The following is a 14,295-nucleotide window of genomic DNA, read 5'->3' as shown; positions in this document are numbered from 1 at the left end:
AAAAAACCTGAATTTCCCTTGACAACATGTGGGACATAGTGTAAAAGTCTGTACAACATCTGGCAATACTAAATGTTGTATACTTGGTATGCAGGGGGCTTGTTTATGTTACGCAGTTTTAGGGGGACAAGTGCTGGGGATCGCACATCTGGACGCAAGAAAAAGGTGCAGCTTTGCGGCGTCCGTCCCGTGAGTGGAACATTGCTTTGAAACAGTCTTGCCGGGAGTTTTTTAAAGATGAGTAATGTGTCCAGGGAGAACTTAACGGCTGATGAATACATTCGTCTGTGCGCGCGTCGCTTCTCACTTCACGGTCTCTCTAGAATGTAAATTCTAAAAGTCTCTAATGCAGTGCCCTTATTGCAAACAAGATAATGACAAGGTAATAAACTCGAGGCCCTCGGCCGACGGCCTCAACATAAAGCGTCGCAGAGAATGTCTAAATTGCGGGAGGCGTTATACCACCTATGAGCGGATGGAGGAAACTCCACTAAAGGTGATAAAGAAAGACGGACGCAGGGTTGCGTTTGACAGGGGCAAGATACGCGCCGGGCTGGAAAAGGCCTGTGAGAAGAGACCCATATCCACCGACACGATCGAGGCGACCATCTCCGACATAGAGCGCGACCTGTATAACAGGTTCGACCGTGAGGTGCCCTCCAAGTACGTCGGCGAGCAGATAATGCAAAAACTCAAGAGCCTGGACAAAGTGGCGTACGTAAGGTTCGCCTCTGTGTACCGGGAGTTCAAAGACATCGCCGACTTCATGGAAGAGGTAAAACCCCTGATTAAAGGCGAAAAGAAGAAAAGATAGTTATGGATGCAGCGCGGGAGCTTGCTCCCGCGTTTTGGAGGGAAGAGCTGCAGCGTGCGGGTTCGCATCGTACGTGCGATGCAAGCCATCCGAAGCTGCGCATAGGACTGGCAGGGCCGCGCGCTACGTATTTAGTCAGGGATTTAAGTCATTCGTTCAGGAGTGGCAGTTATGTATGGGATATACAACTTAAACGACGTCGGCATCGTTGTAACGAGGGATTTCCCCGGCACGTACGTCTTATCCCGTGACGGGACCCATGCGGATTACATCGGAAGGTCTGACAGCAATCTGAAAGAACGCCTGTTAAAACATAAAAATAACGGCTACTACAGGTACGTCTGGTTTGACTACGCCATCTCCCCCAAAGAGGCCTATGAGATGGAGTGTGAGTGGTACCATCGGTATGGGCCTCTTAATAACGTGTTCCATCCGGGCGTACCCTGTAGTAGCCATTTAATCTGTCCCATTTGCAGCTTTTCTCATCACAAAGAACGTGATACAGGCCGTATGCCAGGCGGAGAACAAACGCGGGTAGAACTGCCAATCAAGTAAACGAGAAAGGAAGAACACTGGTGAGCCCCATAGAGACCGTAAGAAAACGCGACGGCAGGTTGGTACCGTTTAACGTAAAAAAGATAGCCGATGCCATCTTCAAGGCAGCGTACGCCGTAGGCGGCGATGACAGGAGGATGGCCGATGAGCTGGCCGAGGTGGTCGCCTTCTCACTTAAAAAGAACTCCAACGGGGACCTCCCGGGCATAGAAGACATACAGGATATGGTAGAAGACGTACTCATAAAAACCGGCCATGCCAAGACGGCAAAGGCCTATATCCGCTACAGGGACAAGAGGGCGCACCACAGAGAGGCACTTAAGGTCAGAAAAAAGAAGACCAAGGGCCGTGATACGACAGACGCAGCCCTGATGGTAGACACAGACCTCCACGACGAGAGCTCCCCGTGGGACAAGGGCAAGATAGCGTTAGCCTTGGAGAAAGAGGCCGGCATCCTGATAGACGAGGCGGTAGAGATAGCCAATGTGGTCGAAAAAAGGGTCTTTGCCTCAGGTATACACCGCATCTCTACCACCCTGCTAAGAGAGCTCGTAGACAACGAACTCTTCGAGAGGGGTTACGACACCCAGTTGAAGAAGCAGGCCACGATCGGTATGCCCAAGTACGACCTGGACCAGCTCATATTCTCAAAGGTCAACGAGAACAGCAACATCGCCACCAATAACCCGGAGGCGATAAACCTCTCTATCGCCGAAAACACACTGAAGCAGTACGCACTCCAGGAGGTATACTCCAGTGACGTGGCCGAGAAACACCTCTCCGGCGCGGTACACATCCACGACCTGGGTTATCCGACAAGGGTTTACTGCTCCTCACATTCGCTGGAGTACCTGAAGAAATACGGTCTCCAGCTCGACAACCTTGACACCTCCTCAGCCCCCGCAAAACACGCCCGCACCCTCACCGGCCACCTGAACACCTTCCTGGCCTCCATGCAGGCATACTACGCGGGAGCCCTCGGCATAGGCTACATAAACATCATGTACGCCCCGTACCTGGAGGACATGAGCCAGAAGGAACTCCTTCAGGAGGCCCAGCACCTCATCTTCAGTTGCTCCCAGAGCGCCTTCTCACGCGGAGGCCAGACCCTGTTCCTGGACTTTAACATCCACACAGGCGTGCCAAACTACATGAAAGACATACCCGCCATAGGTTCGGAAGGGAAGTACACGGGAAAAACGTACGGCGACTACTCTGAAACGGCCCGCCGCTTCACCATGGCCATGCTGGACGTATGGCGAGCCGGTGACTGCCACGGCCATATGTTCGCATTCCCGAAATGCGACCTCCACATAAACCAAGACACCCTGGATGACCCTAAACAGTATGAGATACTGGAGTATGCCTGTCAGATAGCCAGCGAAAACGGCGTACCGTATTTCGTGTTCGACAGAGACGAGGTAACGCTCTCTGCCTGCTGCCGGCTCCGGACTACTATAGAAGAAAACATCATGATAACCAACCCGGAGAGCATGCGCTTCTGCGGTTTCCAGAACGTCACGGTCAATCTCCCCCAGGCCGCTTACAGGGCGGGAAAGGGCGACTGGGAAAGACTTTACAAAGAGATAGACAACACCATACAAGTGTGCATCAAGGCACATCTCCAGAAAAAGGCATTTATCGCCAAGCTCATGTCAAGCCCGGAGATGCCACTCTGGCAGATAGGGCGGATAGCCAAAGACGGCCGTCCCTATGTAGACCTCGAAAAATCCACCTACATCGTCGGCATACTCGGCCTCAACGAGTGTCTGCAGTATATGATGGACAAGGAACTCCACGAGGGCGAAGAACCCCTGAGACAGGGGCTGAGGATAATTGCCTCCATGTACAAGAAGGTAAAAGAAGAGGGAAAGAAACACGGCCTGAAATTCTCACTGGAGGAGTCACCCGCAGAAAGCGCGTCCAGAAGACTCGCAAAGGTAGACGTGAAGAAATTCCCACAGGCAAGGGAACTTGTAAAAGGCGACATGGAGAGAGACGAGTACTACTACACGAACAGCGTCCATCTCAGACCGGACGCCCCGATTGACATGCTGACCAGGATAATCCTGCAGAGCAAATTCCACACCATGATAGAGTCCGGCGCCATCATCCACGCGTTTTGTGGAGAAGAAAGGCCCCCTGCCACGAGCATCATGAACCTGGTGAAAAAGACCTTCAAGAACACGCAGGCGGCACAAGTTACTATATCCCCTGAATTCACCATATGCACCGTGTGCAATCGCCTCACACCCGGGATTTCAGACCAGTGTGACCACTGCGACGCGTACAACATACGTGGTGTCGAGAGGTCAGACAACTATGAAAGCAGACTGAGCAACTGGAACGCGTCTAGAGTAAGGACCCTGGTAGAGAGATTCAGGAACGAATCACCCGTGGAGCTGGTATAGCAAAACACAAGCAATAAAGTTGTCTGAACGGCGAGATTTACATGGCAAGACTGAAACCGTCTCGCCACCGGAGAAGACCAGTAATGGACGAAAATTTGTCACAAACCACAAAGGCCTACAAGGGTTACGGAATCAGGGTCCAGGAGCCACACGCACCCGGGATGATAACAATAACCGTGACCCGTAGAGAATCGGGGCCCACCCTGCTATCCTTCCATCGCTTTTGCGAAACAAACGCAGCCGCCGAGAAGGCAAGGGGCGAACTGGTGGGTGAAGCAAGAAGATACATTGACAGGGCATAGGGCTTACCACATACAAATCTCTATTACAGCGAAGGAGACTCATTATGTGGAGAACGGATGAACCATCAGAAAGGTTGATGGAGTTGGAAAAAAAGATTACCTCTTATGAGACCGATTTCCTGATTGGCCTATACCTGTACAATCCAATCCCGGACACGGTAAACGTCGACAGCGTAGCCGAAGGACTGTTAGACTACCTGCGCAGTCTTCCCCGGACCTCCGGCGCACATTATAAGATAAAGCTTCACGGGATAGGTCTCGACGGTTTTGCCAACGTCTACTATGCGTCACCGGGGATGGGTAACGTATTCTCTTACGACCAGCCGATTATGGTCAAGCAGCGGGAGCTGGCCCGGGCACAATAGTAATCCGTTTACACAACAAACCAGGCGGCAATACGACCGGAGGAATCAGACATGGCCGTACAGATAAAAGGGTTCATAAAAAGCAGCCTCATCGAATGGGAAGGCATGATAAGCGCCGTCATCTTCCTGCCGGGCTGCAACTTCCGTTGCACCTACTGCCACTCACCCCATCTTGTCAACCCGGCGGAAGACATGGACACAATACTACTTGAGTCCGTGATTAGCTACCTGAAAAATAACACGTGGATAGACGGCGTTGTTATCTCAGGCGGAGAACCCACCCTCCACACCGGCCTCAAGGAACTGCTAAAGAAGCTGAAAGACATGCGTCTCAAGGTAAAACTGGACACTAACGGCACAAACCCGGACTTACTGGAAGAGTTTATTAGAGATGGACTGCTTGACTGCATAGCCATGGACGTAAAGGCCCCGCTCAAAGACGAAAGTTACCGGGAAGTCACCAAATGGCAGGGCAATGTGCAAGATATCAGGCGCAGTATAAACGTAATAATCGAGAGTGGGCTGGAGCACGAATTCCGCACGACAGTGTGCCCTTCCTACCTGGGAGAAGAAGAGATAAAAGACATTGCCTGCTCGCTGCAGGGTGCGAAAAGGTATGTCTTACAGCCCTTCAGGCCCACAAATTGTCTTGACTCTAACATGTTAAAAGTCGTCCCTTATCCTCCTGACACACTCAAACGCCTTGGCGAGACAGCCAGGGCCCATCTGGAGGGCTGCCGTGTCAGGGGAGAACCGGAGATACTGAGCAGCCGAATCCGTTAAAATCTCTTACAGTTGGCCCTTGAAAGGAGGCTCAATCAATGGCGAAAAAGAAAGCAAAGAAAAAGGCCCAGAAAAAGGCCAAGAAGAAGGCTAAAAAAAAGGCTAAAAGAAAAAGGTAGCCTTTCTCAAAGAAAAGTGTTGACAGTAGTTACGTAATGAACTAGTTAATGGATTAGTGGCAAGATGAATGAAACTTTTCGGGACTTATGAGATTCCTAAGATCAAAGTCTCTTAGAGTTACAAATCCTACGGGTTCAATTTGTAAGAGATGAGTGCTCCCAGAGCTTACATGTTTCTCATGGGAGCACTCTTTTTTTTCTAAACACCATCAAGATAAGCCAATGCAACTAGCGAAATTGGAACTCCGCGGCTTTAAGTCCTTTGCAGACAAAACCGAATTCAACTTTGGCCCGGGCATTACCATAATTGTAGGCCCAAACGGCTGTGGCAAGAGCAACATTGTAGACGCGGTCAAGTGGGTACTCGGCGAGCAGGGCACCAAGAGCCTCAGGGCCAACGAAATGTCGGACGTAATCTTCAGCGGCAACCCCAGCCGCCCGTCCCAGGGATACGCCGAGGTCTCCGTCACCATACTCAACCACAAGGGCCTCCTGCCCGTTGAATATCAAGAAGTATGCATCTCGCGCCGGCTCTACGCCTCAGGAGAGTCAGAATACTACCTGAACAAGCAACTCTGCCGCCTCATGGACATTAAAGAACTGCTCATGGACACGGGCCTGGGCACAAACTGCTACTCTCTCATAGAACAGGGAGAGGTAGACGTACTCCTGCAGGCGAACGCCAATGAACGCAGGATAGTCTTTGAAGAAGCGGCCGGAATAAGTAAATACAAGGCAAAGAAAAAGGCAACAATAAGTAAACTGGAAAAAACAGAACAAAACCTGCTGCGCCTGGGCGACATCGTAGAAGAGGTCCAAAAGCAACTCCGGTCGGTCAAACTCCAGGCTGCCAAGGCCAGAAAGTATAGAGAATACACCCAAAGACTCAAAGAGCTAAAGATACAGTGGAGCCTCAAGACATTTCATGAGCTTGGGATAAAACAACAGGAGCTCGCCCTCGGAATATCAGAACTTTCCGGGCGTGGTAAAACAATCCTCGACCAGAAAAAGTCCATAGAACAGGAAAAGATTGACCTGGAGAAGGAACACTCTCGTCTAAGCGAACTGCTCTCGCAAATACACACAGAAATAGTGACCGTCAACAGCCAGATAACGAGTTCAAGGGACAAGATATCCCTGAACACCCAGCGGGTCAAGGAGCTGGAATTCCAGAGGACAAAAGCCGTACATCACATAGAGGTTCTGAATGAGAAGGCGGAGGAGCTGAAAAACAGGAGCCTTGACGCCGACCGTGAACTCGCTGAGACTACAGAAGAAATAAACACCCTCCAGGAAACCCTCGACCGGCAAAGGGCCGAACTGGACCAGCTCAACCAGGAATCCCGGTCTCTCCAGGAAGAGATAGAACAGAAGAAACCGCAGGTAATAGACGCCCTTAAACGCCAGTCACGCCTGCAAAACGAGATTGATTTCGTAAACCACGAGAGACAGTCCCTTACAAACAGGAGAACCAGACTGGAAGGTCGTCTCTCCAACATATCACGGGAAAGCGAAACTCTCCGTCAGGAGAGAAGGTCCCTTGAGGAAGAAAAAGAGCGGGTTGACAGCGAAATAAGAGACCTCGAAGGAAAGCTGGCGCAGTTAGCCGCCGGGGAGGAATCACTGAGGACAGAGGCAAGCACCGTAGACGAGGCATTATTCAAGAAAATAAGTCTGCTTACAGCAAAACAGTCCCGCCAGGAGGTGTTGAGGGATTTGGAAATGAGGGCGCTTGGGGTAGATATGGGGACCCAGACCGTGCTTGAAGAGTCCCAAAACGGCGGCAGCCTGCAGGGGATACACGGTATAGTAGCTGACAAGCTGAAGGTCGACCTGCCCAATGCCCTGGCAATCGAGGCCGCCCTGGGGCTAAAGGTCCAAGCAGTTATTACCAACACCACACAGGACACTATAGACGCCCTCTCACACCTGGAAAACACAGAGAAGGGCAGGGCCACATTCGTGCCAATGGACTCTCCGGAACACGAACAAGGCGGCCACTCAATCACGTCTGAAGAGGGTGTGATAGCAAGTGCCGTTGACCTGGTAAACCCGGACGAGACCTATACGCCCGTTGTGAAGAAACTACTCCACAATACCGTCGTTGTAAAAGACCTCTCACGCGCCATTGAAATCTCAAAGAAGTATCCCAGGACCCGTTTCGTCACCCTCAAAGGCGAGATCGTAGAATCTGACGGTTCCATAGCCGGAGGTGGTTCAAAGGGGCAGCCGGGACTCATATCCAGAAAGAGTGAACTGGAAGTCGTTGAACGCGAAATCTCCCGGATATCGAGCGAGATTAAAACCACTGAACTCATGAAGGGTGAATTACAGAAAAAAGCGAAAGAACTGGAGGACCTTGCCGGCGGGCTGAAGCAGCGACACAGTGAATCTCAGATGGAACGACTATCCCTTGAAAAGGACATCCACGACAAAGACCTGAAACTCAAGACCCTGAGGGAAGAAGAAGAGCTAAATGGCACAGAAATCACTGAGACAAACAGCCTCCTTGAACAGTTGTCCCTGAAAGAAGACAGCCACAAAAACGACCTGCAAGAGGCCATCTCCAACGGCAAACAGATAGAGGAAGAAATAAACGCTGCCGGTGAGCGTCTCAAGGATAAACAGTCGCTCCGGAACGAACAGGAGGCCAGGCTGACAGAATATAAGGTCGCCCTGGCAAGCAAACAAGAAAAGAAATACGGGCTGACAGAAACCCTCCAACGGCTGGAAGAAAGCACCGGGGAGACGCAGGAAGAACTCAACCTCAGTCTTCAAGAAAGAGACAACTGTGAAGAAAAAAAGATTGAGACACAAAAGGACATAGACACGCTGGAGACACTGGTGCGGGAACTGGAAGAGAAAAGTAACATTCTTCAGTCAGAACAAACCGCAAAGGAAGAAGAGGCAGGCGGCCTGCGGGACAAACTCTCGCCCCTTACCGGAAAGATCCATGAGAAGGACGAAGAATACAGCGCGTTCCAGGAAGAGCTTCAGGGGTTGAAGCTGAAGGAAAAGGAGCTTGAAATAAAGCGCATAGACCTGGAAGAACGCGTAAAAGAAGAATATCAGGTGCAGATCTCAGAAATCGAGGCACAGGAGATAGACTGGACCACGGCCACCCAGGAGATGGAAGAACTCCGGGGCAAGATAGGAAGAATAGGCAACGTCAACCTTGAGGCCCTGGAGGAGCAAGAACAGCTGGATATAAGAGAACGGTTCCTGCTCAATCAGCAAGAAGACCTCATGAAGGCAAAAAACTCCCTCTCAGACATAATAAAAAAGATCAACCAGACCTGCCGTGAACGCTTCGAAAAGAGTTTTGAAGAGATACGAGAGAACTTCAACGCCATGTTCCGTAAGCTATTCGGAGGTGGAAAGGCCCACGTATATCTGGAAGAAGGAACCGACATCCTGGACGCGGGCATCGAGATAGTGGCCCAGCCACCGGGCAAAGACCTGCGCTCCATAAGCCTTCTGTCCGGTGGTGAAAAGTCCTTAACCGCGGTGGCCCTGCTGTTCGCCATATTCCAGACTAAACCCAGTCCCTTCTGTATACTTGACGAGGTCGATGCCGCCCTGGACGAGAGCAACATTGCCCGCTTTGCCCAGGTGGCACAGGAATTTGCCCAAAAGTCCCAGTTTATCATTATAACCCACAACAAACGCACGATGGCCGTGGGGGACACACTGTATGGGGTTACAATGCAAGAATCCGGCGTATCCAAAAAGGTCACCGTCAAACTCGAGGAGATAGAAAAACAGAAGGGCTTGTTAGCGAAGGCCGGCAAAAAAGAGAAAGTAAAGGAGAAAGAAAAAGAGAAAAATATGGTCGGCTCCGAAAAGTCGGCGCCTTAGCATTGATATTACCGTTATCCGTCCATACACCCGTTAAGACCACACGTTGTCCTACACCTCTGGCATCATAAGCCCTGCCATTTGTTAGAGATAGACCTACAGTCAGAATCCCTCAGCCACGCCTCGGGCGTCTTATCACGACAGAAAAGGTGTTGATTTTCTATACTATAGGAGTTAAAATAGACGTTTTCGCTGACGCTACTTTAGTAAGCAGTCTCTTCTTCTTTCAGAAGGACAAAACAAAAAAGCAGAGGGCCTGAAGTATACCTGCGCTTTACAGTTGTAGGGAGTAACCGCCCTCCGGCTTAGTGCCACAGAATTAAGGAGTTGTAAATGCCCAAAGAGAAGAATACGGGTGGAGACAAGGTTGCAGAAATAATGCTGGAGAGGATGAAAGAAAGCGGCATAGAATCGTTATACGACCGCTACCAAGCCCAGCAGCCCCAGTGTGGCTTCGGCCTGGTGGGGTTATGTTGCAGGCACTGTAATATGGGACCCTGTAACATAGACCCTTTCGGGAGGGGTCCTAAAACAGGCATATGTGGCGCTGACGCCAATACTATAGCAGCCAGACATTTTACCAGGATGGTCGCCGCCGGAGCAGCGGCCCACTCAGACCACGCCAGAGCCGTCGCCCAGCTTCTCGTCGCTACCGCCAGGGGAGAGGCCCCGGGCTATAAAATAAAGGACGAAGAAAAGCTGATGATGGTCGCCGAGTGGTTTGACGTGAAGACCGAGGGCCGGAAGGTCGAGGAAATCGCAGAAGAGGTAGGCGAGATGGCCCTGGCCGAATTTGGCAAACCATACGGTTATCAGCGCTTCACCAAACGCGCCCCCGAGGCACGCCAGAAGCTCTGGGAGAAACTAAACATCACCCCAAGGGCCATAGACCGCGAGGTCACAGAGAGCATGCACCGCACCGGCATGGGCGCAGACCAGGATTATAAAAACCTCATACGCCAGGCCAGCCGCACCTCACTTGCTGACGGCTGGGGCGGTTCCATGATAGCCACCGAACTCCAAGACATCCTCTTCGGTACACCAAAACCCATCAGGGGCAAGGCGAACCTGGGTGTACTCAAAGAAGACCAGGTAAACATCCTGGTACACGGCCACGAGCCCCAGCTCTCCGAGATGGTGGCACTTGCATCCCAAGACCCGGAACTCCTTAAGGCCGCCGAGGCCATCGGCGCAAAGGGTATCAACCTCTCAGGAATCTGCTGCACCGCTAACGAACTACTCATGCGCCACGGGATACCTATGGCCGGCCACATGAAGATGCAGGAGATGGCCATCGCAACAGGGGCCATCGAAGCGATAATCGTCGACATACAGTGCATAATGCAGGGCGACGTAGAAACGGCCAAGTGCTTCCACACAAAGCTTATCACCACATCCCCCAAATGCAAGATTACGGGAGCAGAGCACATCGAGGTCAGCGATGAGAACGCGATGGTGGTGGCAAAAAAGATCGTTAAGCTGGCAATCGATAACTATCCCAAGCGGGACCGTTCAAAGGTCTTCATCCCGAAGGACTGCGAAAAAGAGATAGTGGTAGGTTTCAGCCACGAGACCATTAAATACATGCTCGGAGGCAGGTTCAGGGCCAGCTACAGGCCCCTGAACGACAACATCATGAACGGAAGGATACGCGGTATTGCCGGCATCGTGGGCTGTACCAGCCCAAAGGTCCTGCCGGGCCACAAACCGTACATCGACCTTGTAAAAGAGCTGATATCCAACGATATACTGGTCATCCAGACCGGGTGTGCCGCCACGGAGTGCGCCAAAGAGGGTATGATGGTACCGGAATACAAAGAGGCATGTGGCAAGGGTCTCAGGGAGGTGTGTGAAGCCGTAGGGATGCCCCCGGTGCTCCACGCCGGGGCCTGTGTGGACAACAGCCGCATACTCATAGCCTGCTCCGAGATTGTAGAGGAAGGCGGGCTTGGCAACGACATAAGCGAACTCCCCGTGGCAGGGGCGTGTTTCGAATGGATGCACGAAAAGGCCCTCTGTATAGGGCAGTTCTTCGTCGCGTCCGGCATCTTTACCATATTCGGGATTAACTCCCCCGTCCAGGGCGCGCCAGACCTGCAGAAACTGCTTCTCGAGGGACTCGAAGACGAGCTTGGAGGCAAGTGGGCCTTTGAACCCGACATAGACAAGGTCGGGAAACTGATGATCGACCACATTGAGAAGAAGAGAGACGCGCTCGGCATTAACGTTGCCACGGAACGAAAACTCTACGACATGGAAGACAGGCGCAAGCTCGACATAAACGTCTGAGGAGACAAGCTTTATGTCTAGGATTATATGCACTGCCGCTATCCGTGGTGCCCATAAGATAATAAAACGTGCTGAAGACAAACTGAATGAGGCTATCGCCCAGAAGGGTAAGGACCAGCAGGTTGAGTTCCCAAATACCGGCTACTTCTTTCCAATAATCTACTCCATGACGGGCATGGAGGTCAGAACGCTTGGAGAATTCAAACCCGTCCTGGAACGTGCGAAGAACCTGTTGCCGCCTATCCCCGGAGATAAACACTGGCTCCCCTACCTGGGACAGGCGCTGGACGCCGGGATGGGCACCCTCTTTGCGGAAGAGATTATCGAGGCCTGCAAGTATGTCATAGGCCCTGACCCCGTTGAGGGCATCTGGCTGGGCGCGGCCGACGACTCAATACTCCGTGAGAGGGGGATTGAGTTCGTAGATGGCACTGCCCCCGGGTTCGCCGCCGTGGTAGGCGGGGCCCCAGATGCGGACACGGCGGTCAGGATAGCCAGAGAACTTCAGGAAAAGAACCTTTACGTCTTTATGTGCGACAAAGGGGCCAACGGTTTGCAATTTGCGGAGCAGTTGGACAGTAAAGGAGTACAGCTTGGCTGGGAGACACGATTGGTGCCGTTTGGCAATAGTATAAGCGCCGCGGTGTACGCCCTTGGCTTTGCCAATCGTGCGGCCCTGTCCTTCGGTGCCGTCAAGCCGGGCGACTTCCGCCGCAATCTGAAGTATAACCAGAACCGAATATTCGCCTTTGTAATGGCCCTGGGAGGCGGTGTAAGCGACGAGCAGTACGCGACCGCCGCCGGGGCGATAAACTACGGCTTCCCGACCATCACCGATGCGGATATCCCGGAGATACTGCCCACCGGCGTCTGTACATACGAACATGTCGTGTCGAACATCACTCACGACAAGATAGTCGAAAAGGCCATCGAGGTAAGAGGCCTTAAGGTCAGCATCCACAAGATAGACATCCCCGTGTCCTACGGTCCCGCCTTCGAGGGAGAGAGAATCAGAAAGGACGACATGTATGTCGAGCTGGGCGGCCCGAAGACGGACGGCTTTGAATTTGTAGTTATGAGAGAAATCAGCGAGATTGATGACGGCCAGATAGAGCTGGTAGGGCCTGACCTTGACGAGTTTGAAGAGGGGTCACACGTAAGCACAGGCATATACGTGGAGGTGGCGGGGCGCAAGATGCAGAAAGATTTCGAGCCTATCCTTGAGCGTCAGGTACACCGTTTCATTGGTGAGGCCCAGGGCATATTCCACATGGGCCAGCGCGACCAGATACGCCACCGCATAAGTAAAGAAGGCTTTAAGACGGGCCTCCGGCTCAAACACCTCGGTACCATACTCCATGCGAAATTCCACGAGGAATACGGGGCAATAGTCGACAAGGTGCGGGTGACGATCTACACCAAGCCGGAAGACGTAACGGGGCGGCTGGAAGAGGTACGCAAGGCATTCACAGAGAGAGACGAACGTATAATGGGCATGAAGGACAATACCATTAACCTCTTCTACAGCTGCACCCTGTGTCAGAGTTTCGCGCCCACCCACGTCTGCGTCGTCTCCCCTGAGCGTTCCGGCCTCTGCGGCTCGGTAAGCTGGCTCGATGCGAAGGCCTCTTACGAGATTACACCCACAGGACCTAACCAGCCCATAGAAAAGGGCGCCGTTATTGACGAGGCGGCCGGTCAGTGGGAAGGTGTCAACAATTTCCTCTTAGATGCCTCCAGCCGTAAGCTCGAGAGGCTGAGCATGTACAGCATGCTGGTTGATCCCATGACCAGTTGCGGCTGCTTCGAATGCATCTCGGTGCTGCTTCCCATGTGTAACGGCGTAATGACCGTGCACAGGGACTTTACAGAGATGACCCCCTGCGGGATGAAGTTCTCCACGCTCGCCGGCTCGGTGGGCGGCGGACAGCAAACCCCCGGATTTGTGGGCCACAGCAAGCTCTTCCTGGCAAGCGAGAAATTCATCTCTGCAGACGGCGGTCTTGCAAGACTTGTCTGGATGCCCAAAGAGCTTAAAGAAGAAATCGGCCATTTCGTAGAACAGACGGCCAACGAACTCGGACTTGAGGACTTTATCAGCAAGATCGCCGATGAGACCATAGCCACAACGGAAGAAGAGGTATTGAACCACCTGCAGAAGGTAAATCACCCGGCCCTCGCACTGGAATCACTAATATGAAATATAAACTAATGAACAAAACAAAACCAGACGCACAAGAGAAGGAGCGCGAAGAAGAGGGGTTTGTCGCCCGTCTACTTAAAACACGCACAATAATCATCGCAGACGAGATAGACAAGAAGATAGCGCAGCGGGTCATCTCCCAATTCCTGCTGCTGGAGCAGGAAGACCCGAAGAAACCGATAAAACTGTTTATCAACTCCCCCGGTGGCGACGCGGACGCCGGGTTTGCAATATTCGACCTGGCCAGATTCATAAAGCCTGAAGTGAAAACCATTTGTGCCGGTATCACCGCGAGCGCGGCCGTAATAATCCTTCTCGGAGCGACAAAGAAGAACAGATACAGCCTGCCCAACGCCCGTATACTCATACATCAGCCAAGCACCGGCGTAACGGGTTCCGCAGCTGACATACAGATTGAGGCCAGCGAGATATTAAAATTCCGTGACAAGATAAACCGCCTTATCGCTAAAGAAACCGGCCAGGACGTAAAGAAGGTGGAGAGTGATACTCGAAGAAACTATTGGATGGGTGGAGAGGAGGCCCTGAAATACGGCCTAATTAGCAAAATAATCAAGAACAGGGACGAACTGGGATAA

At 52.1% G+C, this 14,295-nt stretch carries 10 protein-coding genes; all 10 read left to right on the top strand.

Annotation, left to right across the window (positions count from 1 at the left end; genetic code table 11):
• The first annotated feature begins 346 nt into the window (after positions 1-346).
• Entirely contained in the window at positions 347-814 is a 468-nt protein-coding gene (gene nrdR, locus NOU37_00970; GenBank protein MCQ4573810.1) for a transcriptional regulator NrdR, read from the top strand.
• A gap of 171 nt (positions 815-985) precedes the next feature.
• On the top strand, positions 986-1,369 hold the full coding sequence (locus tag NOU37_00965; protein MCQ4573809.1) for a hypothetical protein: 384 nt from the start codon (positions 986-988) through the stop codon (positions 1,367-1,369).
• Between the two features lie 20 nt (positions 1,370-1,389).
• Complete coding sequence (gene nrdD / locus NOU37_00960; GenBank protein MCQ4573808.1) at positions 1,390-3,780, top strand: anaerobic ribonucleoside-triphosphate reductase; 2,391 nt, start codon at positions 1,390-1,392, stop codon at positions 3,778-3,780.
• Between the two features lie 83 nt (positions 3,781-3,863).
• On the top strand, positions 3,864-4,082 hold the full coding sequence (locus NOU37_00955) for a hypothetical protein (GenBank protein ID MCQ4573807.1): 219 nt from the start codon (positions 3,864-3,866) through the stop codon (positions 4,080-4,082).
• Positions 4,083-4,126: 44 nt separating this feature from the next.
• Entirely contained in the window at positions 4,127-4,447 is a 321-nt protein-coding gene (locus NOU37_00950) for a hypothetical protein (protein ID MCQ4573806.1), read from the top strand.
• Between the two features lie 51 nt (positions 4,448-4,498).
• Positions 4,499-5,230, top strand: coding sequence for an anaerobic ribonucleoside-triphosphate reductase activating protein (locus NOU37_00945; GenBank protein MCQ4573805.1), 732 nt, complete (start codon positions 4,499-4,501; stop codon positions 5,228-5,230).
• A 341-nt stretch (positions 5,231-5,571) separates the two neighbouring features.
• Positions 5,572-9,207 (top strand): chromosome segregation protein SMC, encoded by a 3,636-nt coding sequence (gene smc / locus NOU37_00940; GenBank protein ID MCQ4573804.1) that lies wholly within the window; start codon positions 5,572-5,574, stop codon positions 9,205-9,207.
• A 333-nt stretch (positions 9,208-9,540) separates the two neighbouring features.
• Positions 9,541-11,496 carry an anaerobic carbon-monoxide dehydrogenase catalytic subunit gene (gene cooS, locus NOU37_00935; GenBank protein MCQ4573803.1) on the top strand — a complete coding sequence of 652 codons (1,956 nt, stop codon included), beginning with the start codon at positions 9,541-9,543 and terminating at the stop codon, positions 11,494-11,496.
• A 13-nt stretch (positions 11,497-11,509) separates the two neighbouring features.
• Positions 11,510-13,696, top strand: coding sequence for an acetyl-CoA decarbonylase/synthase complex subunit alpha/beta (acsB, locus tag NOU37_00930; protein ID MCQ4573802.1), 2,187 nt, complete (start codon positions 11,510-11,512; stop codon positions 13,694-13,696).
• Positions 13,693-14,295: an ATP-dependent Clp protease proteolytic subunit gene (locus NOU37_00925; protein ID MCQ4573801.1), complete on the top strand. Its 603-nt coding sequence runs from the start codon at positions 13,693-13,695 to the stop codon at positions 14,293-14,295. The genes acsB and NOU37_00925 overlap by 4 nt, the downstream gene beginning before the upstream one ends.

This window comes from Candidatus Bathyanammoxibius amoris, from assembly GCA_024451685.1.
Classification (GTDB): Bacteria; Planctomycetota; Brocadiia; order Brocadiales; family Bathyanammoxibiaceae; genus Bathyanammoxibius; species Bathyanammoxibius amoris.
This window is presented reverse-complemented; position numbering and strand designations above follow the sequence as displayed.

Excerpts from the sequence above, each read along its gene's own strand:
- smc (MCQ4573804.1), top strand. The coding sequence starts at position 5,572 with ATGCAACTAGCGAAATTGGAACTCCGCGGCTTTAAGTCCTTTGCAGAC.
- NOU37_00950 (MCQ4573806.1), top strand. The coding sequence starts at position 4,127 with ATGTGGAGAACGGATGAACCATCAGAAAGGTTGATGGAGTTGGAAAAA.
- NOU37_00925 (MCQ4573801.1), top strand. The coding sequence starts at position 13,693 with ATGAAATATAAACTAATGAACAAAACAAAACCAGACGCACAAGAGAAG.
- NOU37_00945 (MCQ4573805.1), top strand. The coding sequence starts at position 4,499 with ATGGCCGTACAGATAAAAGGGTTCATAAAAAGCAGCCTCATCGAATGG.
- NOU37_00955 (MCQ4573807.1), top strand. The coding sequence starts at position 3,864 with ATGGACGAAAATTTGTCACAAACCACAAAGGCCTACAAGGGTTACGGA.
- NOU37_00965 (MCQ4573809.1), top strand. The coding sequence starts at position 986 with ATGTATGGGATATACAACTTAAACGACGTCGGCATCGTTGTAACGAGG.
- nrdR (MCQ4573810.1), top strand. The coding sequence starts at position 347 with ATGCAGTGCCCTTATTGCAAACAAGATAATGACAAGGTAATAAACTCG.
- cooS (MCQ4573803.1), top strand. The coding sequence starts at position 9,541 with ATGCCCAAAGAGAAGAATACGGGTGGAGACAAGGTTGCAGAAATAATG.
- acsB (MCQ4573802.1), top strand. The coding sequence starts at position 11,510 with ATGTCTAGGATTATATGCACTGCCGCTATCCGTGGTGCCCATAAGATA.